Below are 25,458 nucleotides of genomic sequence, written 5' to 3'. Positions count from 1 at the left end.
GCTTTAAAAACCCATTTATTCGAAATGAGTCTGGCCATACATTATCAGAGCAAGACCAATTAGAAATGATTGAAACTATTAACTTGATAGTTAACAATCATGATAAGGCTGTTGAAATATTTGATGAGCTTTACAGTAGCTATACGTATAAGATTGATAACAATATTACCTTGTATAATGACCAATCAATTAAAGATAAAATTTTTCATACCTATGTTTCATATGACGACTTATATTTTGAGCTTTGGGGCGTAAGACAAACAGGTCATCCTATAGCCGAATGTAATTTTGACATGATAGATAAATTAACGATTAGTTAGACCGATATTGTACTTTCTTATCATATTAAACCTTGAACGCTCATAGAGTCATTCACTGAATTCCTATCATTGATTCGAATATTACCAATTTCCTAGTACCTAATCGCCTGATCCCTAATCTCCTAGCACTCAATTATTAGTGCTTATCAATCACAGAGCGCCTTGCCTCACGTCTTGAAGTCATCCCTAAGCTCGCTTCAAACGCAATGCATTCAATACCACAAATAATGAGCTGAGCGACATACCAATAGCAGCGAGCCATGGTGGCACGTAGCCCAAAGCGGCTGGTATGAGAACAATACTATTATATGCAATTGCCCAGCGGAAGTTTTGCTTGATGATACGTTCTGTTTTATCAGCGATACGTTTGGCCGCAGTAATAGCTTCTATTTGACCATTTAAGATAATACTATCACTCGATACTTGCGCCAAATCTGCTGCGCCAGCAATCGAGGTCGAGACATCTGCCGCTGCCAGTACAGGTGCATCATTGATACCATCGCCAACCATCAGAACTACTGCACCTTCAGACTGCAATTTTTGAATATGATTGACCTTATCCGTTGGTGATAGACCATTATAAGCAGACTCCATGCCCAAACCTTCAGCCATGACTAATGCTTGTGGACTTGGGTCACCGGTCAGCATCACAGACTCAATGCCCACTTCTTTAAGGGCATTAATCATCGACTTCGCACTGTCACGCACCTTATCATTGAAATAAAAGCATGCCAGCGCCTGCCAGTTTTCTGAATCATAATTTTGACAAGACAAAACTACCGCTGAACTAGCACGCTGTGCTACTAAATCAATAGTTATACTATTATTTACACTAGCATCATTGGTATTGTCTAAGGCAAAACCCACATGACCAATTCGATATGACATACCATCAATTGTCGCTTCTACCCCACCCGCTGGATAATGCTGTAATGCTTGCGTGGTTGGCAAATGCAGTTGATAAGCCGCCGTGAGCAATGCGTGGGCAATGGGATGGCGACTACCCACTTCTAGAGCAGCAGCGATGGCTAATATCTTATCTTTTTGATCAGATAATGCTAAACCTTCTGTCTCTGTTTGATTTAAAGAATCCGTTAACTCGATATTGAGCAAGTTTGGCTGACCATAAGTCAGCGTTCCCGTTTTATCAAATGCTACATGCGTGATTTCAGCAAGCGTTTGCAGCGTATGTCCACGCGTGGTCAGAAACCCATAGCTAGCGAGTCGGTTGGTCGCTACCGTTAGCGCGATAGGCGTCGCTAAGGATAGCGCACAAGGACAGGTCGCGACCAATACCGCAACGGTCGCCCATATTGCTTGGCTTGGGTCAACGATATACCAACCGACAAACACCAAGACAGACAATACTAAAATCCGCGCCACGAACCAGCGTGCCAGCTTATCCGCTTGCTGCGCCAGTTTTGGTTTTTCACTCATGGCACGGTTCATAAGTCTGTCAATCAAGCCGATCTGACTGTCTTCTGGTAATGCGGTGACCAGCATCTCAAATGGCTGACTGTCATTTTGCGCACCGCCAACGATATAGTCGCCTTGAGATTTGGTAATCAAGTCACCCTCACCCGTCAGCAGACTTTGCGAGACGGTGGCGGTTGGGCTAAGCAAAATACCATCACTGATAATCTCAGATCCAGCTTCTACCATGATGATGTCACCCACTTGCAAGCTGTGAGCAGTCACCATCTTTTTGTCTTCTGTACTCTCTTGTGTGTCTTTACTGCCTTTGATATTTGACAGTGGCAATCGTTGATTACGCGACTGTTGCCAATCTTGGGCAATACGTGTGGTTAGCTCATGAACATTAGCATCTATGCTCTTCATAAAATTGGGCATAGCGCTAGATAAATCTTGGCTACTCATGCTATCTAGAGCATTGTTTTGAGTGGCAAGATTATCTTTTTGAATAGCAGTAGCATCGTTTTGAATAGCAATAGTGTCATTTTTAATAGTAAGCGTATCGCTTTGAATATCAGCGGTATTATTTTCTGTACTCACAGCCGTTTCATGCAGCAGGTTCTGCGAGATTTGTTGCAAGATACGCTCAGCCGCTTGCTTATCTTCAGCAATTTTTTGCACCAGTACAGGCTCTACTACCACCAAATCATTGGCCATGGTCGCAGCTTTGAGGCGGGCATTATGTTCGATGTAACGCCCTGCCAACAAGAAGAAAATAAACATACTGACCGAATCATAATACGTCTCCCCTTGCCCAGTAATGGTGGCATAGAGGCTAGCAAAAAAAGTCACAACCAGTGCAATACTGACAGGCACATCCATATTAACTTGACGGGCGCGAATCGCTGACCAAGCTGACGTAAAAAACGGTAATCCAGCATAAAAAAACACTGGCGTACTGACAAACAATGAGACCCAGCGCAAAAAGTCACGCTGCAATATCAGCATGTCGCTATATTCACCAAAATAAAGCGCCACCGCATACATCATCGCTTGCATCGAGCCTAGTGCTGCGATACCAAGCCGCAGCAGCATTTGATTGGTATGACGTGCCAGCATAGCCTCATGCGTGTCTTGACGATAAGGCTTGGCTTCATAGCCGATTTCATTGATAACCGCTAAAATACGACTAATCGGTAACTTATCTTCGTTCCAAATCACCCGCATACGCTGATTGGTCAAATTGACCTGACATTTACTGATACCGTCCAACTCATCGAGACGTGACTCAATCAACCACGTACACGCTGCACAGCGCAGGTTGTTCACAGACAGCTCTGCCACCGACATGCCATCCTGCGCATACACAAACTGCTGCTTTATTTCATCATGATCATAAACCTCAAGGCGTGTCATCTCTACCGGTAAGCTGGCCGTACGGCTGATCTCTGAGCGATCCAGATAATATTGCTCAAGCCCAGCCTCTACGATGCTCTGCGCTGCCAACTGACAGCCCATACAACACATCTCACGTGATTGACCCAATATATCGGCATAAAACGGCGGCTGCGGTACAGGATCACCGCAATGAAAACAATGGTCCTCGAGTGGTAGCACCAAACCTTCGGTAATCGAGCTATTTTCATGATGATGATTTTGGGTAGAGGCTGTTGATGGAGGGACACTAGACATAATCGCGCTTACTTCCTTTAGACAGGTTTGCTCGAACCATATTCACTTGCAGTAAATTCGCTTTTATATACATACTCATCATTAAAGATGCTCAAATCCTATGAAAGTATATAACAACAATAACAACTGATAATTCATAAAAAACACATCGTTGCAGCAATATTAAACTGCTATCGTAGATAACGATCTTATATGGCGCTCGTCATCTAAATTAAAAGCACTAAAAGCTTTAATACTAATATAAAGGTATCGATACGAAGATATTGATACAAGTGTTTTTATAGAGATTATACTACAAGCAAGTGCTGTGAGTGGCGTCACTACTCACAGTCTAATACTCATGAATGCCTGCTTCAGCGATGATAGATTGAAAAATTTGTCAATTTACGTCATTATGAAGCAGTTTTTTATACCAAAATGGTGCGACATCAGTGCAAAAATCAAATCCAAAGCTACCAAATACTAAATTATCACAGTCTTCTAAGGCTATGACAAATACGCTACCTTCAAAACAGCGTGGTTTAGTACTTAGTAGTCTCATATTAATTATTATTATCGTTGGTATGGTGCTGTTGGCACTATACTTGATTAAACTTGATCGCACCATTACCCAAAAATTTGAGGGTAAGCGCTGGGATATCCCTGCAAAAGTATACTCGCAGCCACTTGAATTATATCAAGGTGCAAATGTCGATACAGATACGATGAAGACGTGGCTAGAGCTGCTCAACTACCAGAGCAACAAAGCCTATGATCGTACTGGTACTTATCATAAGACTGGTAATACCTACTTTATCCATACGCGTGGCTTTACTTATAGCGCTAATGATGTGGATAAAGAGCAAGTCATCAAAATGACTATTAATGGTAATAAAATTGCATCTATCCAAAGCACGTTACCTGCCAAAAGTGGCATTATCCGCTTAGAGCCCGTTAATATCGGTGGTATTTACCCAGACAGCAATGAAGATCGTATGGTCGTCTCGTTAGAGGATGTGCCACAACCGCTTATCGATGCACTGATAGCCACTGAAGACCGTGCATTTTATGAGCACAAAGGTGTTTCTATACGTGGGATCGCACGTGCTGTCATAAACAACTTCTCTGGCGGCTCTCGTCAGGGTGGCTCAACGATTACTCAGCAGCTTATTAAAAACTTCTATCTCAATTCAGACCGTACGCTCAAACGCAAAGCCAACGAAGCATTAATGGCTGTATTGCTTGAATTACATTATAGCAAAGACGAAATTCTACAAACCTATCTCAACGAGATTTACTTAGGTCAAAACGGTAAACGCTCTATTAATGGTTTTGGCTTGGCGTCACAGTTTTACTTTAACAAACCCCTCAAAGAGCTCAGCCTAGACCAACAAGCGCTGTTGGTAGGTATGGCAAAAGGCCCGAGTCTTTACAATCCACGCCGCAATCCAAACGACTCAAAAGAACGTCGTAATATTGTGCTTAAAAACATGTTGACGGTGGGATCGCTGGCTCAAGAAGATTACGATGAAGCAATAGAGCAACCACTGGGTATTGCTGAAAAGGCAGTCGAAGGCAAGAGTCAATTCCCTGACTTTTTGGACATCGTTAAACGTGAGTTGAATGAAGTATACTATTCTGACGACCTCAAAAACGAAGGTCTGACAATCATCAGTACTTTAGATCCTATCGCCCAATTAGCAGCAGACAAAGCGGTAGATAAAAAACTGGGTGAGCTACGTCGTAAAAACAGCAAAACTAAAGACTTACAAGGTGCGCTCGTCAGTGCCAATCCTGAAACTGGTGAACTGGTATCTGTGGTAGGTAGTGGTAGTGAGTTTACTGGTTTTAACCGTGCTGTCGATGCCAAACGCCAAGTAGGCTCGATACTAAAACCTGTTATCTATATGACAGCACTCGAAAGTGGTCGCTATAATCTAGCAAGCCCAGTCGATGACTCCCCTATCACAGTCAACCTCGGTGATGGCTCTAAGTGGAACCCTAAAAACTACGACAACCGTGACCACGGTTATGTACCTCTGACGACAGCACTTTCACAATCATATAACCAAGCGGCGGTACATCTAGGTATGGAGTTCGGTGTCGATACCTTTGTCAAACAACTACAGCGCATGGGCGTCAAAGAAGAAGTACCACCTTATCCTTCGGCATTGCTAGGTTCTGTCAACCTTAGCCCAATGGATATGTTGGGTGTATACCAAGTCTTTGCCACAGGCGGCTTTCGTACACCTATTCATAGTATTCGTACTGTTATTGATGATCGCGGCAGTATCTTACAACGTACTGGTCTTAATACTCAGCGTAGCATTCCACCTGAGGCCAACTTCTTGACTAACTATGCGTTACAGCAAGTGGTGGAAACTGGTACGGCTAAACGGGCAAAATCACTGGGTAGCAATTTACACTTAGCAGGCAAAACAGGTACTACAAATGATTATCGTGATGCATGGTTTGCAGGCTACAGTGGCAACTATGTCAGCGTGGTTTGGGTAGGCCGTGATGATAACCAACCCATTGGTTTGAGCGGTGGTAGTGGCGCATTACCAGTTTGGATCGACTATATGGACCGTCTCAAACTGACGCCTGTATCGCTACCAGAGCCGAAAGGAATTGAATGGTTATGGCTAGAGAACAACTCAGGAAAGCTGTCTAATGAGCGCTGTGCTGATGCACGCTATTTACCAGTACTATCATCTCACTTGCCACAAGAAGCCAGTAGTTGTGCGATAGGCTTGTATCAACAAGATCGTGCTCGTGAACTGTCACAATTTCAAAACCAACAAGGTGATAATGGCGGTTTTGGCAGCACCGATGGTGAAGCTATTGATTCGGAAAATCAAGAAGGCAACGAGCAAGATGAAAACGATGCGGATACTTGGTTTGACCGTGCGGTTGAATGGTTCTAAAGTTGCTTTTAAACATTACAAAAGGTCTCAACATGTTGTCAATTTCCAAACAAACTATGTCAGTTAAGCAAGCTGTTATTGGTTTTCCCAAAAACACCATCCCAACCAATACAGTATTGATAACTGGTACGCTTATCAGCATGTTGAGCCTCAGCGCTTGTCAGACCGCACCCACGACGATGAATACCACACCGATTCAGACAGCGCCATCATCACAGATACCCGAGACACCTGCGGCAACTGTGACACCAACAACTGTCACTGAAGCGGATGACGATGACCAATATGTCATTGAACCGAGCATCTCATCTGAACAAACGACTCAGACAAACCCGTTGACGCAAGAGCCTCCAGTCTTTGTCCCATCCGAGCCTATACCAACTCAACAACCTGACACCGTTATTATTATTCCTTCTGGTGAGGAGTACGTCGTCCCTGAGCCGTCTCTACCGTCACACAGCGAAATGTTGGAACGTGCTAGAAATAACTCGCAGCAACGAGCGCAACAAACTACCTCTAATAATAGTAACCTACCAGCGTTTCGGAGTTTAATGCAGACAGGGATCAGTCAGCTTAAAGCAAATCAGCTAACCAATGCTGAAAACAGCTTTACCCGTGCACAGCGCCTAGCACCCAAATCATCGGCTGTGTATTTCTATTTGGCACAAGTCGCATTGAAAAAAAACCAACCCCGTAAGGCAGAGGCTATGGCACGCCGTGGCCTTAGTGTCTCTCAAGATGCCAACCGCAGACGCGCACTATGGCAAATCATCTTGCAATCAGGACAAACACAAGGCAATTCACGTGTGATCAGTGAGGCGAAACAAGCCTTGCGCTAATAACATAGTAGATCTAGCAGCATATCTGAGTGAATAGGTTTCAAGTTTACAACCTATTCGCTTTCTGTATTTTCTATATTCAGAATTCATCCAAAATATATATTTATTTTCAATTTAGCTTAAGGTTATCGTTATGGCATGGCAACAACTACATTTACAATGTGAAAAAGCAAACGTCGATTTGGCTGAGGCATTGCTACTAGAAGCAGGTGCACTATCCATCGCCTTAGATGACGCAGGTGACCAACCTTTATTTGAGCCATTACCAGGTGAGTCTCCATTATGGGATGAGGTCATACTTACAGGACTGTTTGATGCCACGACCGATGCTGGCAGTCGCCAAGCTGTCGAGAAATTAAGCCATGAAATCGCAGCACAAGTACAAGCCACTCGTATTTGGTTAAGTGCTGTCGATGACAAAGACTGGGAACGTGAATGGATGAACAACTATCATCCAATAGAATGTGCCAATGATCTATGGATTGTGCCCAACTGGATAACACCGCCCCATCCTGACGCGACCAATATTATTATGGATCCAGGGCTGGCCTTTGGTACTGGCTATCATGCTACTACCCGATTATGTTTAGACTGGTTAACAGAGCAAGAGATTAAAGATAAAGTGGTTATTGATTATGGTTGTGGTTCAGGTATTTTGGGTATCGCTGCTTTACTGTTAGGTGCACGTAAAGTTTATGCGGTTGATATCGACCCACAAGCGGTCTTGGCGACCAACCAAAATGCAGCACGCAATCATGTCGACGATCGTTTGCAAGCTTTTTTGCCAGAAGAGTTTACCGATTATTGCTCACAAAACGACATTATTCCAGTCGACATCATTGTAGCCAATATCTTAGCAAAACCCCTCATTGGCTTAGCACCTTACTTTGCTACTTTAATTGCACAGAAAGGCCGTATTGTTTTGGCAGGACTGATCGAGTCACAAACAGATGAAGTGACTGCTGCTTACCAAGCTTACTTTGCGCTTGATGCAAAGCATGCTTTTACATCACAAGAAGACCAACATTGGCAACGTTTATCTGGTACATTTACAGGCTAGCAACATTTAATTACATCTGTTACGATAGAGGGTAGTCAGATATTATGTGTTTGACGCCACTCTATTTTTGCCTATGACTCGCAGCCTTTAAGAGCTTTTCAACAACTCTCTTGGCGTCATAGGCGACCTTTATTGAGTGGCGAATCGGTATTGATAACCATACTTTTTTGGATTCGACCCTATGACCACGCCCATAAAAACTCAGTGCCCTCATTGCAAAGCTTGCTTTAAAATACAATCAACCCAGTTAAATAAAGAAAACGCCATTGTAAGCTGCAATCAATGCCAACAGAGTTTTTTGGTAAACAAAAATCTTGTTGTGACATCTGATACCACCACAGCACCTAATCAAGCAGACACTGTGAAAACTGATATTAATAATAAAAATGGCTCAAACGATTCTAAATCTTCACTCAATAAACAACGTCCAAAGAAACCGTCTTCTGATATATTAATCTATGACGACATGGATGCTTATGAGCCAGAAGAAACCCCTTTAGAGTACGATTCTTTAGAGAGTATGGACGCATGGCTAGATCAAATAAATAATGCATCCACCCCTTCGGCTAATGAATCCTCAAAGAGCGCATCTGAAACTATCAATCAAAGTACCAGTTCAGCAGCATCAAATGATATTCATGCCAATGTTGATGAAAAGAACGACGACTTATGGCTCGAAAAACTGCTCAAAGACCAAAACAAACATGAAGACATGCCACAGGATGATACAGACCTGTCTCGATTATTGCTAGATATGGGTGTGCCTCTCAAAGACGAAGATAAAGCTCTTAACGAGCGTAGAAGAAAAACACAGGAAAGCTTCATACCAACGCCGAAAAAACGTTCGGCAGCATCGTTATTATGGATACTTGGATGCTTGGTATTGGCACTGCTACTTTTTGCACAGTATGTCATTTTCAACTTAGAAACCTTAGTAAAAAACCCCACTTATGCTGAAAGGCTACAAGCAATATGTTCAGCAGCTGCTTGCAGTTTGCCGAATGCTGACATAAATGCTTGGAAAATTACTAATGCCACTCATAAATCGAGTCAAATAAAAAGGTCTAGAAAATTCAGCGATATTAGCGCTACATTAAATAATCAAAGCGCAAATACACAGCTATATCCGAGTGTTAAAGTCAGTGTATATGGTGAAAATGACCTGATTGGTGAGTTTATCGCTGATCCAGGTGACTATTTATTAAGCAAACAAAGCCAATTGGCTGCAGAGAGTAGCCGCAATATACTTTTCACTGTGCCTGTTTCTAATGCAAAAATTCGTGACATTAGCGTAAGCCATGTATATTAGGGCGTCTTTTTGGTTCAAACGATAGTCATCATCTAACTGAACTGAATGCTGCCAAACATCGTCAAATAGTTGATCGATATCTCGATATTACATTACCTACGCTATCTTTCTCGTTTGATGACAGTTTTTTCCATTTTTGCAATAAGGACAAACTCTATAGTCAAGGCAATTCAAAAGTAATACAGACAGCCAACTGTAGATTGTATGTCTAAGTACAGTCGATCCACTATAAAATAAACACAGCGATACTGGGTGCATTTTGCGTAGCCTCTGTCTGCGCAGGCACAGCAAGCAAGGAAAATATATGCCTGTATCGCATGGTTACATTTGTATCTTTTTTATTTAGGACTGACTATTGGGTAACGCCATAATATTTTTATAGTGGCATGACTATACTGCAAAACTAACTGTCAATCTATCAGTGCCAAATGATATTAATTTGATATAATACCTCAATATCTTATGGTTTGATTCTCACCAATCCCAAGGACATTATCTTATGGCACCTCATGCACAGCATTATGCGCCTCATTTTGCTACAAGCTCTGAGCATCCTGCCGACTATAATAAAGAAAACCACCCTCATTATTCTCAGCACCGTTTTAGCAGCTCAGAAGATGGCTATGCGAACCATGCGCACGAGCCACTACGGGTGCATGTTGAACGCGTGGTACGGCAGTATTTTACGATGCTAGGCGATGAGATACCCACCGACTTATACGATCTAATCTTAAAACAAGTAGAAGAGCCACTGTTATCCGTTGTCCTTGAAAAAACTCGTGGAAATCAAACCAAATGTGCGCAAATCCTAGGTCTCAACCGCGGTACTTTACGCAAAAAACTCAAAACTTATGACTTAATGTAGCCCCTGCTCTATGAGCGCACTTACCTTTAATAACTATCATTATGCACGGCAATTTAATATTCGTGACATTATCTATCCTGATACTGTCTACAGTAATTGTCTTGATCACCTTGCCAGACGTTTGTGTCAGGCTTTTTTTATGGAAGTTTTTTTATGAGTACTACCCCACTTGCTCTATTATCGGTCTCCGATAAAACTAATATTGTTGAATTTGCTCAAGGCCTTATCAAAGCAGGTTTTGGCTTACTGTCTACTGGCGGGACTTATCGACTGCTCACAGAAAACAACGTCGCTGTCACCGAAGTCTCAGACTATACTGGTTTCCCTGAAATGATGGATGGTCGTGTAAAAACGCTACACCCTAAAATCCATGGTGGTATCTTAGGGCGCCGCGGTACAGACGATGCTGTCATGAGCGAATACGCCATTGAGCGCATTAATTTGGTGGTAGTAAATTTATACCCATTTGCTGAAACCATTGCTCGTGCTGATGTGACTATGAATGACGCTATCGAAAATATCGATATTGGCGGCCCTACTATGGTACGTTCGGCTGCAAAAAACCACGCCCACGTGGGTATCGTCACTGATCCAACAGATTACGATCGTATCCTGACTGCTTTAGGCGATAGCACCAAACTGTCCTCTGCTCTACGCTATGACTTAGCAGTTAAAGCTTTCGAACATACAGCCCAATACGATGGTATGATTGCCAACTTCTTAGGTAGCCGTGTGAACGAAAACCAAGAACCAGAAAATTTCTCGCGTACATTCAATGTGCAGCTTGAGAAAGCACAAGACTTACGCTACGGCGAAAACCCACATCAAAACGCTGCTTTCTACATCGAAAATCAACCTCTAAAGAGCCAACAGGCCTCTATAGCGACTGCTAAGCAGCTACAAGGTAAAGCACTCTCTTATAACAATATCGCTGACACTGATGCAGCTCTTGAATGCGTTAAAGCTTTCAGCACTCCAGCTTGTGTCATCGTAAAACACGCCAACCCTTGTGGTGTCGCGGTTGACAATGACCAAGTAGTTGCCTATAACACTGCATTTAGCACCGATCCTGAGTCTTCATTTGGTGGTATTATCGCCTTCAACCGCCCATTAACACTTGCAGCAGCAAAAGCCATTATCGACAATCAATTTGTAGAAGTGATTATTGCGCCTAGTATCGAAGATGGTGTGCTCGAAGCAACGGCTGCTAAGAAAAACGTACGTGTATTGGTATGCGGTGAGCTACCAGCACCAAATCAACGTGACCCTCAACTTGACTATAAGCGCGTCAACGGCGGCTTACTAGTCCAAGAACAAGATCTTGGTTTAATTACGGCTAACGATTTAAAAATCGTCACAGACGTACAACCAACCGAAGCACAAATTGCAGATCTATTGTTCAGCTGGAATGTGGCCAAATACGTTAAATCTAACGCCATTGTCTATGCTAAAGGACAGCGCACTATCGGTGTGGGCGCAGGTCAGATGAGCCGCGTTAACTCAGCTCGTATCGCTGCTATCAAAGCAGAGCATGCTGGATTAGCGACTGAAGGCGCTGTTATGGCATCAGACGCTTTCTTCCCATTCCGTGATGGTATCGATAACGCTGCTGCAGTAGGCATCTCTGCTATCATCCAGCCAGGTGGCTCTATGCGTGATGACGAAACCATTGCTGCAGCAAATGAGCATGGCATCGCGATGGTCTTCACTGGTATGCGCCATTTCCGCCATTAAGAAACCAGAGTCCACGTCATACGCAATAAGACTGACGTGGATAGTACGAGCATAAAAAAGCCACTGTAGATATATCTACAGTGGCTTTTTTTGTACTTATCAATACTTAACTTAACGCCCTTGCGCATTCGCTACATTGGCATCATTGATCTCAACTTTATATACCAAACGTAGATAATCCAGATAATCTTGCAGTTGATCTTGACCCAAATTATCACGGATAATAGTCGCCGTTTGCGCACGTTGGTCATCAGTCAATTGAGACTGCGGTTCTGTTTTAATACGATCACCGACTAGCAGAGTAGCACCTATTTCAGTCTCACTAGCGATAGCAACGACACCATTGTTAGCAGCTTGCTGACTAAACGCCAATCCGCGCTCTTTTTCTGTCAATAGTGGTGTTTGACGATTTACTGTACCTAATGACTGAAGTGCAACTGGTTGCTGACTAATATCAGCTGGAATCTTAATACCAGTGGCCAGTGCTTTGGCTTCTTTTAGTGCCAATGCTGTGGCTTTTTGCTGATGTAGTATCTGAGTCACTCTTGGCGTGGCAGCTTCTAAAGTCAGCGTCTTAGTAGGACGATAGTTACTTGGTTGCACCCATACTGTTCCAGCACCTACTTCAATACCGGCAGTCACAGCCTGATCCTGAAGGGTAAATTCATCAAAGGCTTGCTTAATCACTGCTGGTTGAGGCAATGCTGAGCTATTATTCTCTTTACGATAATCTTTGATGCTTTTCAATGTGACATTCTCTTGCTCAGCGATATCTTCGATACTAAAGCCATCTGCTGCCATGTCATTAATCGCTGTCACTTTGTCTGCATACATCTCTTGACGCTTATACTCTGTCGCTCGAGCTGTTAACTCATCACGCATGCTTTCTAGTGTCGGTATAGCGCTGCCATTGTCTTCAGTAACCGTAAATATCTGATAACCAAAACTGGTCTTAACAGGGGTTGTCACATCGCCAACACTCAGTCCTTTTAGGGCATCTTCAACGGCTACCGCGTCATTACCAAATACCGAAGGGTTAAAGAGACCGATAGCACCACCTGTTTCTCCTGATGGATCATCTGACTCTGATTTTGCTAAGGCGACAAAAGACTCTCCATTATCTAGACGAGCTTTAACCTGATCTGCTCTTGCTTTAGCATCATCACCGGTTAATAGAATTTGACTGATTTGACGCTCATCAACGATTGCTTGCTCTTGCTTATAAGCCTCATATTGCTGCTGCAAATCTTCTGTCGTAATGTCAGTTACCTGAATAGTTTGAGGGCTGAGTTGCAGATAAGCCAAATCTACCATTGCCGCACTTTTGAGTGTCTCTTTATTGGCATCATAATAAGTTTGGATATCACCCGCACTTACGTTAACCTGATCCGTATAATCTTGCCAATTAAAACGGTACAACCAAATATTGCGCGACTCAAGCTGCAGGTCTATCAACTGACTGACCGCTTGCATGGGATACACTGCGGTACTAACGATACTGGCATTGAGCTGGTCCAGACTGAGCTGATTACGAAACTCAGCAAACAGTTGATTTTTCGTCATATTGCGCTGACGCAAAAAACTGGCAAATTGATCGTTAGAAAAGTTACCATCAGCATCCTGAAAAACCTCTTCTTGACGTAACAAACGGTTAATTGTGTCATCAGAGACGGTCATACCCAACTTGCCGGCTTGCTGCTCTAGTAGCGTACGGTCAATCAAACCTTTTAATACTTGCTCATGCAGCACATCTTCATTTAATAAGCTGGCATCATCAACTTGTTCTAATACCTCAGTACGACGGCTATTGACAGCAGACTGATATTGAGTCAGTCCCACGCTGGCATCACCTACCTGAGCAACTTGGTTGGGATCGACTCCTGCTCCCAAATAGCTTTCGATACCCAATAGAGCGAGCGGCGATAGGCATAAAATCAATAAAATGCGACCTGGCCAGGTTTTTAAAAAATCGCGCAACTTATCCATAGTTATCTCTGCTTTATTAACCTATATTGATGAAAAACCATTGTAATATTAATATGAAAATCAATGCTATTTAAACTGGCAATGGTAAGAGTAAGCACGCGTGCATTTGATATAAAAGAATAAGGCGAATCAAAGCCATCTTATTTAAACAACGTATCTATCGCGCGCGCCCTATGATACGTGATTTTTGGTGTAGACTCAAAATATTCACGCTGCATGCTACAAACTGTCGCAATAAAAAAAGCACCTAATATTTAGGTGCTTTTTGATAATGTACATTATAGCTTAAAGCGATACGATACATCATCTATTATTTCATTATTTACAGACTTTGCTTTGTCGTATATTACGTCATCACACAATGTCTGCTTATAATAAAACGGCTTAGTTCAAGCGCTCTTTTAAGTTTTTGCCAGCTTTAAAGCTTGGTACTTTGCTTGCTGGAATGCTAAGCTCTTCACCAGTCTTAGGGTTACGGCCAGTGCGGGCTTTACGGTCTTTTACGCTAAAAGTACCAAAACCAACTAATGAGATGCTATCGCCAGCTTCTAGCGCTTCACCAACACTTTCCATAACAGCATTCAATGCATCACCAGCTTGGGTTTTATTTAGACCACTTTTGTCTGCGATGCTATCGATTAATTCTGACTTATTCATAAAATTTCCTTCAAGTTTAAGGGGGATAATAAACGCTCACGCCAAGCATTTTAACGCTCTCATAGCATTTAAGCAATAAAAACCGCCTGATTAATGTACTAACAGGTCTCGCTTTGTTATCGTCTTTATATCAAGGCAGCATAAGGAGCGCAAGCGATTTTACATATTTTTGTCTACTGTACTACGTATTTGACACTCAATGTTACGCAAAGTATCTGCAATTGCTATATCAATGCTTAATATTAGAGAGACTTGATTGTTTTTGAAATAACTGACTATATGTCGTCCTTTCGTGTCAAAGACTTGGCAGCTAATACTAATACATTATCAGTCATAAATACCAGTGTCTTTGTTGACTTGTAAATTGTAAAGTAATAACTTAAGCACTGACAGAAACTAGCGTTACTTTTTATTATAAAGACGTTACTATAGGCAAAATATCACTGCATACTGATAGTCGAACGATATATTTCAGATGTGTTGTGACGCTTGTTTATTTCTAATTTTTAATGTAATACATACAAAAACGGATTATCTACATGAAGCGTTCTACGTTGTCTCACTCTTTTTCTAATATCGTTCTGATGTTCACCGAGTCGGCGTTGACATTATTGTTACGTTTAGATCCTGAACTACGTAAAGCCGCTTATCCCCTTGCTAAGCAAGGTACTGTCGTCGCCCTACGCTTATATCTACCTCATGTTGAAGTTTTTGCTACTTTCAGTACCAAAGGCGTTTTATTGGATGCCCAGTTACCAGTGGGACGCAGTGAGCCTGATGTCATCATCAATGCTTATAGCATCCAAGTTATCAATGCCATCACGACACACGACAGTGAAACGACTGAAAAGTTACAAATGCGCGGCGAATCCGTGCAAGTACAGCTGGTCAAACAGTTTATTATGCAGCTCGGAGTTGCTAGCTTGATTCAAGGCTTGGTTAAAAAATTTAAAGGCGGCAAAGACAAGTCTAAACCTACCGAAGCTGAAACCGAAGAAAAAAAAGAAAACTACAAATTACGTATTAAAGAACAGCAAACCCAAATCAATACCCTAACCATGAAAAATCGCGAGCTTGAAACCACGACCAAAGAATTACAAAGCAAGCAAAAAACACTTATTATCGTAACCATCGCTGCACTTATTATCATGATTATCGCAATCACTGCATTATTGATTGGCTGATTTAGCTCACTTAACCCTGCGCTATGGCTTTTTTATGAGCGGAACATGATGCATATTCAGTCATCATATAGTTTACCCATTATAAAAATAAATACAGCGACACTAGGTGCATTTTGCGTAGGCTTTGTTTGTTTCCACGGTCATAGAAAGGAAGATGTATGCCAGTATCACATGGTTGGTATGGGTGCCTCCTTTATTTAACACCGATAACAATGTTCAATTTACCCTCGATTCAACCAATGGTCATTCAAATGGGTTAACCTTTACTACGCACAACCTGATTTCCACCCTCCCCTCCAACCATTGTTTTTATCAATCATAGTAATAAGATTGATTAACCATTCAACCACATTTTAATCTTGACTAATTTACTCAGGATTAAGTATAATTACCTTAATCGTTGCACACATCGGGTTAACCATCTGTTGTTTAATAGCGATAAGACACAACTTAGCTATTCAGAATTTATATCAGCAATTTATATAAGTGATGATAAATATCATTCCGCTAAGATCGTTGTTAAATAAAATAATATAAGAGTTTGGAGATAACACATGCGTTTGACTACTCGAGGCAGATATGCCGTTACTGCGTTACTAGATTTGGCATTACAAACTAGCCAACAAGAAAACGCAGTATCTTTATCTGATATCGCTCAACGGCAATCGATTTCTATCTCTTACCTTGAACAACTATTCTCCAAACTTCGCAAACGTGGACTTGTTACCAGCATTCGTGGTGCCGCAGGTGGTTACTATTTAGCAAAGCCATTACATGAAATAGATGTCATGAGCATCATATCGGCCGTTGACGAGTCAGTTAATGCGATGCAGTGTGAAGGACGCGGTGATTGTCAAGGTGGTACAATGTGCTTAACCCATGATTTGTGGTGTGCACTGTCCAATCATATCGAACAGTACTTGAATAATATAACATTAGCACAATTATTAGATATGGAAAATGTGCAGTCGGTCTCAGAACGCCAGCATAGCTCTACTAAAGAGATTTCCATAAAAGATATAAATACCATTACTCTATCGAACAGCGAGGCAAACCCAGCATGAGCCAACATAATAACCTTATATACTTAGATTATGCCGCCACTACACCAGTTGCTAAATCAGTTGCTGCTAAAATGAGCGAGTATTTGACTGTAGATGGTGTCTTTGGCAACCCGGCCTCACGCTCGCATGGCTATGGCTGGCAAGCAGAAGAAGCAGTAGAAACAGCTCGTCAGCAAGTGGCTGAAGTGATCCACGCTGATCCACGCGAAATCGTTTTTACTTCAGGTGCAACTGAATCTGACAACCTAGCTATCAAAGGCGCTGCACACTTTTATCAGTCTCGTGGTAAGCACATCATCACCAGCAAAATTGAGCATAAAGCAGTACTAGATACTTGCCGTGAGCTTGAGCAAGAAGGTTTTGAGATTACTTATCTTGAGCCACAGCCAAGCACTGGCCTTATTTTGCCAGAGCAAGTAAAAGCAGCGCTACGCGATGATACAATTCTAGTGTCGTTGATGATGGTAAACAATGAGCTTGGTACGATTACTGATGTTGCCGCAATTGGTGAAATCACTCGTGAAGCTGGTGTCGTATTCCATGTCGATGGCGCACAATCTGTAGGCAAAATATCTGTCAATCTTGAAGAGATGAAAGTGGATTTAATGAGCTTTTCAGGCCACAAAGCATACGGCCCTAAAGGTATTGGCGCATTATTTGTTCGTCGCAAGCCACGTATTCGCCTAAAAGCAGAGCAACATGGTGGTGGTCATGAGCGTGGTATGCGTTCAGGTACTTTGCCAACGCATCAGATCGTTGGTTTAGGTGCAGCATTTGCTTTAGCCAATGAGCGCTATGAAGAAGACCATGCACATGCAGCTGAATTACGTCAAAGACTTTGGGATGGTCTACAAGACATCGAAGAAATTTACTTAAATGGCGATCTTGAAAATAGCGTACCTAATATTGTAAATATCAGCTTCAACTTTGTTGAAGGTGAGTCGCTAATGATGTCACTTAAAGACTTAGCTGTATCTTCAGGATCAGCCTGTACATCAGCGACGCTTGAGCCATCGTATGTACTACGTGCTATTGGTCGTCCAGATGAATTGGCACATAGCTCGATTCGCTTTAGCTTCGGCCGTTATACGACTGATGAAGATATCGATACTGTGATAAAACAGATGCATGAAGCCGTTGATAAATTACGTGCCCTATCTCCACTTTGGGATATGTACCAAGAAGGTGTTGATTTAAATTCAGTTGAATGGGCTGAGCACTAACGCCACCGCAAACAACGATATGGTTATCTAGTAATAACCATTAAACGATTGATCAGACAATTAAGATTAAGTGTTTGACCCCAATTACCAATGAGCAGAAGCACCTCAAAGCAATTAGCACTGCTCATTATCTAACTAGGAGAAAACCCCATGGCCTATAGCGACCAAGTTATTGATCATTACGAAAATCCACGCAACGTTGGCAACCTTGACAAAAACGCCAAAAATGTTGGTACCGGTATGGTCGGTGCCCCAGCTTGTGGCGATGTAATGCGCTTACAAATCCAAGTCGATGACAACGGTATCATTGAAGATGCTCGTTTCAAAACTTACGGCTGCGGTTCAGCCATTGCTTCAAGCTCACTGGTTACCGAGTGGCTCAAAGGCAAAAGCTTGGATCAAGCTGGCGAAATCAAAAACAACGATATCGCACAAGAACTGGCATTACCACCAGTAAAAGTACATTGCTCTGTTCTTGCAGAAGATGCCATTAAAGCCGCTATTAGCGACTATCAAGGTAAGCATGGCGCAGCAGCAGTAGCCGAAGAAGCTACTATTTAAGCTGAACCTACTAGCCTGTACCTGGTGTTAGATTGACCACGTATAATAGCAGTAATACGTTAAAAACAGCTACTGACGCTAAAGAGGTGACAATGACACTTATGTAATTGTCACCTTTTATTTTCTACTTGAATTTCTTGATAGTCGCTAGCATATTACTTTGGCAAACTCGTGATTTTGATTGCCAGTGTACACATATTTTGATATTTATGATTAATAGTCAATGGGAGTTGGCATGATAGAAATGACAGAACGCGCCGCTCAGCATGTTCGAGACTTTTTGGACAATCGCGGTAAAGGTGAAGGCATTCGAGTGGGTATTCGTACAGCAGGATGCTCAGGGTTAGCTTATGTCTTAGAGTTTGTAGACACACCTGACGAAAATGACACACGCTATGAAAGCCGTGGTGTTAGCATCTTTATTGACCCTAAAAGCTTGGTGTATTTAGATGGTTTGCTGATGGACTACGAAAAAGAAGGTCTAAACGAAGGCTTTAAGTTTACCAACCCAAACCAAAAAGGTGAATGTGGCTGCGGTGAGTCATTTACAGTGTAATGATTTAGGGTATCCTATCAGATAATAACCCTACTGCGTTACTTAAAGCTGAAGTTGGAATCGCAGTCAATAACTTCCACCGCAATCCATATTACAAATCAAGTTATAAAATATTAACCAGACAGCAATATCAAACCAAACAAAAAAAGCAAGGCGTATGATATGACAGACATCACACCAGAAGCACAGTTTGATAACTTCTTTGCCTTATTTGAGCAGCCAGTACAATTTGAAGTTAATCAAGACAGTCTCGATCAACACTTACGCCTGCTACAAAAACGTTATCACCCTGATAATGTCGCCAAAAATCAGACAGATATTATCCAAGCACAGTTAAAGTCTGAAAAATATTCAGCACTGATCAATCAAGCTTATCAGACACTTAGCTCACCTGATAGTCGTGCAAGTTATCTATTAGACATAGCAGATCAAGCTCAAAATCTAGAACATTCAATCGCAGACTTAGCGTTTTTAGAAGACGCTATGGAAATGCGTATGGACTTAGATGAAGCCACCGAAGATAAAAATCGTCTAACCTTACAGCAATTACATCCGCAAATTACAGGGCGCTTAGCTAACCAGTCGCAACGCTTTAATGACGCTTATCAGGCACAAGACTGGAATACGGCAATTGATGCAACACAAAAATTAAAGTTCTTAGTAAAGTTAGATGCTGATGTCACTACTGCTCTTGATGAAGTAGCAACAGCAGAGCATCAAGACGACGATGACTTATACGTTTAGAGATCTGCGAGTTGTACTTCTTCATAAACTAGAGTCGAATACCGATTTTCTCAATATTCACTTAAAGTAGCAGTAGCAATCTCGTACACTCTCTTATCTCAAAACTGTTAGCCATTACTCCTTTTTATTTGTAGAGTAGACTAACTGTAGTTTAGGCAGTTCAAGGTTGATATAAAACAACCAAATGCAGAGAATAAGGCGATACAGTAAATGAGATTGAAACCGTACCAAGTTAAACATGCGTTGATTATAGTCACTGGACTATCCTAAAGCTACACTGACTCCATTTCACTTATTCATTTTACCTCTGAGTTATTTTATGTCTTTATTGCAAATTGCCGAACCCAATCAAAGCGCCCAACCTCACCAGCATCGTTTTGGTCTAGGTATCGATCTTGGTACCACACGATCATTAGTTGCTGTGGTACGTTCAGGTAAGGCACAAGTCTTAGAGGCCGGTGCAGCGACAGATACATTACTACCATCTGTTGTCTACTACCCAAGCACAGGCAAGCCATTAGTCGGCTATGATGCTTTAGCCCATTTAGCAGATGATCCAAAAAATACGATCGTCTCGGCTAAACGCTTTATGGGTCGTAGCCAAGCTGACATCAAATTCTCTCACCCTTATGAGTTAAGTGGCAGCACAGATGATATGCCTACGTTTGTGACAGCTCAAGGTAATGTATCTCCTGTTGAAGTATCAGCACGCATATTAGCCACTCTTGAGCAACGTGCAGCGAGTGCACTGCCTGCAGATAGTATTGAAGGTGCTGTTATTACCGTACCTGCTTACTTTGATGAAGCACAGCGTCAAGCGACTAAAGATGCCGCTCAGGCAGCTGGTATCAAAGTTTTACGTTTGTTAAACGAGCCAACCGCGGCCGCCGTTGCTTATGGTCTTGATCAATCTGCAGAAGCCAGCGAAAAGGAAAGCTACTACCTAATTTACGACTTGGGTGGTGGTACGTTTGATGTTTCTATCTTAAAACTGACAGATGGGGTCTTTGAAGTATTGGCAACTGGTGGTAACAGTGCATTAGGCGGTGATGATATCGACCGTCTCATCACCAACTGGCTTATCAAACAACTGGCTATCGATCCAAAGGATGTCAGTCTTCATGATAAATCAATATTGGCGCAACAGGCCAAAGCTTATAAGCAAGCATTGACTGATGCTGAACAAGTTGATATCGATATCACAGTCAATAATCAATCGTATCAAGGTGTTTTGAGCCGCGTAGATTTACTGACTATTATAGAACCTGTCAGCCGCCGTACATTAAGCGTCTGCGAGCAAGTGCTACGTGATGCCAAACTCTCTAGTGCTGATTTGGATGAAGTTATCTTAGTTGGTGGCTCTACACGTATGCCTGCTATCCAGCAAGTCGTGACTGATTTCTTTGCCAAACAGCCACTTTGCCGACTTAACCCAGATGAAGTCGTTGCTCTAGGCGCCGCACAAACTGCACACCAATTGGTCAATGGCGATAGTGACAACAACCTACTGTTGTTAGACGTGACACCACTCTCGCTTGGTCTTGAAACCATGGGTGGTTTGGTAGAAGTGCTCATACCCCGTAATACACCTATCCCTGTTAAAAAACGTCAAGTATTTACCACGTATCAAGATGGTCAGACGGGCATGGTAATTCATGTGGTACAGGGTGAGCGCGAAACCGTCGATAATTGCCGCTCACTTGGCCGCTTTGAGCTGTATGGTATTCCACCTATGAAAGCTGGATTTGCTCGTATTGAAGTCACCTTTAGTATTGATGCTAATGGACAGCTAACTGTCAGTGCACAAGAAACGACAACCAAAACAGAAAGCAAAATTGAGATTGTACCTTCTTATGGTTTATCAGATGAGCAAAAAGAACAATTACTGATTGCTGGATTTAAGCATGCCGAGGAAGATAAAAATGCACGTTCTTTAATTGAGACCAAAGTAGAAGCTGAGCGTGAAGTGCTTGCGCTAGAGTCTGCACTTAATGAATTTGCAGCGTTGCTCTCCACTGAAGAACAAAATGCATTGTCTGAGAAAATACAAGTGTTAAAAACAGCGCTAGGCACTGATGATCTAGCTGTTATTGAAACACAACAGGCACAGCTTAAGCCTCATAGTGATAATTTTGCATCCCGTATCATGAATCAAAGCGTTAAAACCAGTATGGCTGGCACTAGTGCCCAAGATTGGTAGACAGATACACCCAGTAATACATATATTTAAAAATATAGCTGTTCAATGATACTAAACACAACTATTACACTTTTTATTTCTTTAAATTGATTAGCCTCGGAAAGACGATTTATGCCAAAAATTACTGTACTACCCCATCACGAAATTTGCCCTGACGGCGCCGAAGTCGAACTAGAGGCAGGAAGTAACCTGTGCAAAGCATTAGTAGAAAAAGGCATTAAAATTGAACATGCCTGTGAGATGTCAAAAGCCTGCACAACCTGTCATGTGGTCGTACGTAAAGGCTTTAATAGTCTAGAAGAGATGGATGATATCGAAGCGGATTTGTTAGACCGTGCTTGGGGATTAGAACCTGATTCACGCTTATCTTGTCAGGTAATACTCGATGATGAAGACTTAACCATCGAAGTACCTAAATATACGCTAAACCACGCTAAAGAAAACCATTAGGCACGCATTAATAATGCACTTCTTTACTATCAGATTAAAAAGCCAACTATCATCATGGTAGTTGGCTTTTTTGCACTTCGTTTGAAAGACTACTTACATATCAGCCACTTAAATAATACTTTTGGCTTTGGCTACTATTTTCTAAAAGTCTAATGACGATTAATGTCATTGTGTTTGTCCTCTGCAACATTATCAGTGACCGCTTTTTCTTTCTCTTGTTCAATACGCTCTAATGCAAAGTTTAGTCGTGTTCTAATATCTTGATAATCGTTATAATCCATGTCTTTAAAATTTAAATGTAAATTAAATCCAGGTAGTGTGTAATCAACCCACTTTGACAGATGGACTTTATCAATATCAGGATCAAACACTCGCCATGCATGTACTTTACTATCAAATCCTTTTAGCTGAAATGCCCCTGCATGCTGACACTCATAATTATGACAAATATAGTCGTACGTACTTTCGCTGATCAATATCTCATCCTTCCCAGCACTCGACTCTAACCTTGCGGCCAGATTGGCTTCCTTACCGATTAAGGTATAGCTGAGCCGGTTCTTACTGCCAAAATTACCCACATGACAATACCCTGTGGTAATACCCATACGTATATATAAACCCTCAAAGCCCATCAGACGCCACTTCTGTCTTAACGTTCGCATTTCGCGACGCATATCTATCGCCATGGCAATACAGTCTAACGCATCTTGGCGCGCACCTTGACTATTAGGCTCACCGAAAAAGCATACCATGCCATCACCAATGAACTTATCAAGTACCGCGTTATGCTTATTGGCAATCGTAGTCATACAGTACATATAAGTATTTAAAATATCAGCCAAATTATCAGAACTCAGGCTATCAGATAATTCCGTAAAACCAACGATATCTGAGAACATAATCGTCAGTTTGGCACGTTTATTAGAGACAGCCACGGGAACATCAGACTTTACAATCGGCTCCCAAATCTGCGGTGGAATAAAACGTGTCAGCTTATTGATAACTGAAACCATCTTAGTCGACTGTTTGGTTGCCTGATTAGCACGTACTTCATAATCAATATATTTTTGATAAATATATTTGAACTGCCATAGAATGGCCATCATACTCGACAATAAGACCAAAGGCGACAACCAACCTTCGTTACAGTCTACCCCTGAACCATTTAACGTCACGCTGACATAATAAAAAATGATGATAGAAACTATTGCTATGATTATCAGCTTAAATCGGTTTTCACGGCCACTGAGAATAATACGTAAGATTATTAGTGTAATTAAGCTAATAGACATTACTGCACAGAACTGTATTGACCCAATAATTGAAGACAATAAAATAATAACAATATTAGACGTCCAAAAACTGGCTTGGCGACGGTAGTTGTAAATCAAAATTAGCAAACTAGGTAGGACAACAACCACAACAAGTGCCATTGCCGTAGCTTTGAAATCAAAATGCCAAGCAAGAAAAACAACAGTAATTATCAAAACAAAGACTTCTGGATAGTCAAATCGATAGGTCGCTTCATTTTTTGATGGGCGATTCGGTTTTGGAGTATCTAGAAAAGGCATATGAAGTATTCGCTTAAGAAGAACAGACAATCAGAAAGCCGAGAAGGCATGAGGATAATCGAGAAATACAGAACCTACCTTTATAGTTGTTTTGATATAAAAAACTTAGTCAACGTATTATTATACTTTTCAAATATAATAAAAACTATGTCATTGATAGCTAAAAGTCTACCATTTGTCACTCAAACTGCCTTAAAAGTTATATCAATAAAATTATAATATTCATTATCCATACTGACAATAGAAAAGCCAGATAATAAATACCTAGCTTTTTTATATTTAATTGGCAGTAAATATTAGGGCGTGTTGAACATTCAAATGTGGTGCTGGCAGTGACTATTTTTTAGACAATATGCAGTGAAGTTTTTGATGCCTAGTCATTCTAGGTTAAACAATTTCGCCATGTATTGGCAAAAAAGAGTACTGCCCTCCACTCGAGCATAGCTCTCGCCTTGCAAACGGGCAAAGCAGAGCTTTGCTGGATCCGTTCTCAAGGCTGATGCTAAAATCACCCCAAACGTCGTTACAAGCCTAGTTAAGGTCTCGACATTATCGTCGGCTTGCGCCTAGTTTGATGCAATTTTAGCGATCAGCAGCCCTAATATTTGAATGTTCAACACGCCTTAAATAACGAACCAAAAAAGTCTTTTTAATTGGAAAGACCTTCATTTAAGAAACAACTGAACTACATTTGCCAATCGAAAGGCATTTGATGGTGACCGCGTAGTGCCATCATAAGCGTCTGCTGCATTTGCGCCAATACTTCTTTAGTGTAAGGGACAGCAGGGATGCCCCATACTGGATTAGGCCATTGCATGTCGTTTTGATAACGAACGATATGGTGAAAGTGCAGCTGTGACACTTGGTTACCGAGTGCGGCTACGTTCATCTTATCTGCTTGAAAGGTCTTAGCAAGTTGGCTTGACAACCAGCTAGACTCACGCAAAAACTGAGCCTGGTCTGCTTCAGTGAGTTCATACAGTTCTTTAATACCTGATACACGGGGCACCAATATCAGCCAAGGAAACTGACAATCATTGATCAGGCGACAGGTTGATAATGGAAAATCACCTACTAAAAAACTGTCAGCAGCGAGTTTATGATGAAGTTGGAACATAATAACG

General features: G+C 41.8%; 20 protein-coding genes. 15 read left to right on the top strand and 5 right to left on the bottom strand.

What is annotated here, in order from left to right; all coding sequences use genetic code 11:
- Window positions 1-320: hypothetical protein (locus ACT3RN_RS03630; protein WP_444518486.1), on the top strand; the 320-nt coding region annotated here is incomplete at its 5' end.
- Between the two features lie 186 nt (window positions 321-506).
- Here ACT3RN_RS03630 and ACT3RN_RS03625 read toward each other — a convergent pair.
- Window positions 507-3,425 carry a heavy metal translocating P-type ATPase gene (locus ACT3RN_RS03625; protein WP_192518442.1) on the bottom strand — a complete coding sequence of 973 codons (2,919 nt, stop codon included), beginning with the start codon at window positions 3,423-3,425 and terminating at the stop codon, window positions 507-509.
- A 431-nt stretch (window positions 3,426-3,856) separates the two neighbouring features.
- Here ACT3RN_RS03625 and mrcB point away from each other — a divergent pair, with 431 nt between their 5' ends.
- The 6 genes from mrcB (at window position 3,857) to purH (ending at window position 12,138) form a co-directional block, all read left to right on the top strand.
- The gene (gene mrcB, locus ACT3RN_RS03620; protein ID WP_192518441.1) at window positions 3,857-6,331 is read left to right on the top strand and encodes a penicillin-binding protein 1B; all 2,475 of its coding nucleotides are present in this window, start codon (window positions 3,857-3,859) and stop codon (window positions 6,329-6,331) included.
- Window positions 6,332-6,363: 32 nt separating this feature from the next.
- Window positions 6,364-7,170, top strand: a complete 807-nt coding sequence (locus tag ACT3RN_RS03615; protein ID WP_192518440.1) for a tetratricopeptide repeat protein — start codon at window positions 6,364-6,366, stop codon at window positions 7,168-7,170.
- 133 nt (window positions 7,171-7,303) lie between these two features.
- Window positions 7,304-8,230 carry a 50S ribosomal protein L11 methyltransferase gene (gene prmA, locus ACT3RN_RS03610; protein ID WP_192518439.1) on the top strand — a complete coding sequence of 309 codons (927 nt, stop codon included), beginning with the start codon at window positions 7,304-7,306 and terminating at the stop codon, window positions 8,228-8,230.
- Window positions 8,231-8,411: 181 nt separating this feature from the next.
- Complete coding sequence (locus ACT3RN_RS03605; protein WP_192518438.1) at window positions 8,412-9,539, top strand: DUF3426 domain-containing protein; 1,128 nt, start codon at window positions 8,412-8,414, stop codon at window positions 9,537-9,539.
- Between the two features lie 499 nt (window positions 9,540-10,038).
- Entirely contained in the window at window positions 10,039-10,404 is a 366-nt protein-coding gene (locus ACT3RN_RS03600; protein WP_192518437.1) for a helix-turn-helix domain-containing protein, read from the top strand.
- Window positions 10,405-10,557: 153 nt separating this feature from the next.
- On the top strand, window positions 10,558-12,138 hold the full coding sequence (purH, locus tag ACT3RN_RS03595) for a bifunctional phosphoribosylaminoimidazolecarboxamide formyltransferase/IMP cyclohydrolase (protein ID WP_192518436.1): 1,581 nt from the start codon (window positions 10,558-10,560) through the stop codon (window positions 12,136-12,138).
- Window positions 12,139-12,249: 111 nt separating this feature from the next.
- Here purH and ACT3RN_RS03590 read toward each other — a convergent pair whose 3' ends face one another.
- Both ACT3RN_RS03590 and ACT3RN_RS03585 read right to left on the bottom strand, forming a co-directional pair.
- Window positions 12,250-14,124, bottom strand: a complete 1,875-nt coding sequence (locus ACT3RN_RS03590) for a SurA N-terminal domain-containing protein (protein WP_192991998.1) — start codon at window positions 14,122-14,124, stop codon at window positions 12,250-12,252.
- Between the two features lie 384 nt (window positions 14,125-14,508).
- A complete protein-coding gene (locus ACT3RN_RS03585; RefSeq protein ID WP_045445077.1) occupies window positions 14,509-14,781 on the bottom strand; it encodes an HU family DNA-binding protein in 273 nt (90 codons plus the stop codon).
- Window positions 14,782-15,320: 539 nt separating this feature from the next.
- Here ACT3RN_RS03585 and ACT3RN_RS03580 point away from each other — a divergent pair.
- From ACT3RN_RS03580 to fdx, 8 genes are all read left to right on the top strand, one after another.
- Complete coding sequence (locus ACT3RN_RS03580) at window positions 15,321-15,965, top strand: hypothetical protein (RefSeq protein ID WP_192991997.1); 645 nt, start codon at window positions 15,321-15,323, stop codon at window positions 15,963-15,965.
- A 554-nt stretch (window positions 15,966-16,519) separates the two neighbouring features.
- On the top strand, window positions 16,520-17,029 hold the full coding sequence (locus ACT3RN_RS03575) for an Rrf2 family transcriptional regulator (protein ID WP_192518433.1): 510 nt from the start codon (window positions 16,520-16,522) through the stop codon (window positions 17,027-17,029).
- The gene (locus ACT3RN_RS03570; RefSeq protein WP_192518432.1) at window positions 17,026-18,252 is read left to right on the top strand and encodes an IscS subfamily cysteine desulfurase; all 1,227 of its coding nucleotides are present in this window, start codon (window positions 17,026-17,028) and stop codon (window positions 18,250-18,252) included. The genes ACT3RN_RS03575 and ACT3RN_RS03570 overlap by 4 nt, the downstream gene beginning before the upstream one ends.
- Window positions 18,253-18,402: 150 nt before the next feature.
- Window positions 18,403-18,813 (top strand): Fe-S cluster assembly scaffold IscU, encoded by a 411-nt coding sequence (gene iscU, locus ACT3RN_RS03565; RefSeq protein WP_192991996.1) that lies wholly within the window; start codon window positions 18,403-18,405, stop codon window positions 18,811-18,813.
- Window positions 18,814-19,048: 235 nt separating this feature from the next.
- Window positions 19,049-19,369 (top strand): iron-sulfur cluster assembly protein IscA, encoded by a 321-nt coding sequence (gene iscA / locus ACT3RN_RS03560; RefSeq protein WP_021814983.1) that lies wholly within the window; start codon window positions 19,049-19,051, stop codon window positions 19,367-19,369.
- Between the two features lie 162 nt (window positions 19,370-19,531).
- Complete coding sequence (hscB, locus tag ACT3RN_RS03555) at window positions 19,532-20,113, top strand: Fe-S protein assembly co-chaperone HscB (protein WP_192991995.1); 582 nt, start codon at window positions 19,532-19,534, stop codon at window positions 20,111-20,113.
- A gap of 319 nt (window positions 20,114-20,432) precedes the next feature.
- On the top strand, window positions 20,433-22,313 hold the full coding sequence (gene hscA, locus ACT3RN_RS03550; RefSeq protein ID WP_192991994.1) for a Fe-S protein assembly chaperone HscA: 1,881 nt from the start codon (window positions 20,433-20,435) through the stop codon (window positions 22,311-22,313).
- Window positions 22,314-22,424: 111 nt separating this feature from the next.
- Complete coding sequence (fdx, locus tag ACT3RN_RS03545) at window positions 22,425-22,763, top strand: ISC system 2Fe-2S type ferredoxin (RefSeq protein WP_192518427.1); 339 nt, start codon at window positions 22,425-22,427, stop codon at window positions 22,761-22,763.
- A 149-nt stretch (window positions 22,764-22,912) separates the two neighbouring features.
- Here the strand turns inward: fdx and ACT3RN_RS03540 are convergent, their stop codons facing one another.
- The gene (locus ACT3RN_RS03540) at window positions 22,913-24,334 is read right to left on the bottom strand and encodes an adenylate/guanylate cyclase domain-containing protein (RefSeq protein WP_192991993.1); all 1,422 of its coding nucleotides are present in this window, start codon (window positions 24,332-24,334) and stop codon (window positions 22,913-22,915) included.
- Window positions 24,335-25,019: 685 nt separating this feature from the next.
- The gene (locus ACT3RN_RS03535; RefSeq protein WP_192992154.1) at window positions 25,020-25,451 is read right to left on the bottom strand and encodes an HIT domain-containing protein; all 432 of its coding nucleotides are present in this window, start codon (window positions 25,449-25,451) and stop codon (window positions 25,020-25,022) included.
- Window positions 25,452-25,458 lie beyond the last annotated feature (7 nt).

The sequence above is a fragment of the Psychrobacter sp. AOP5-GZ1-6 genome (assembly GCF_052376345.1).
Taxonomy (GTDB): domain Bacteria; phylum Pseudomonadota; class Gammaproteobacteria; order Pseudomonadales; family Moraxellaceae; genus Psychrobacter.
This window is presented reverse-complemented; position numbering and strand designations above follow the sequence as displayed.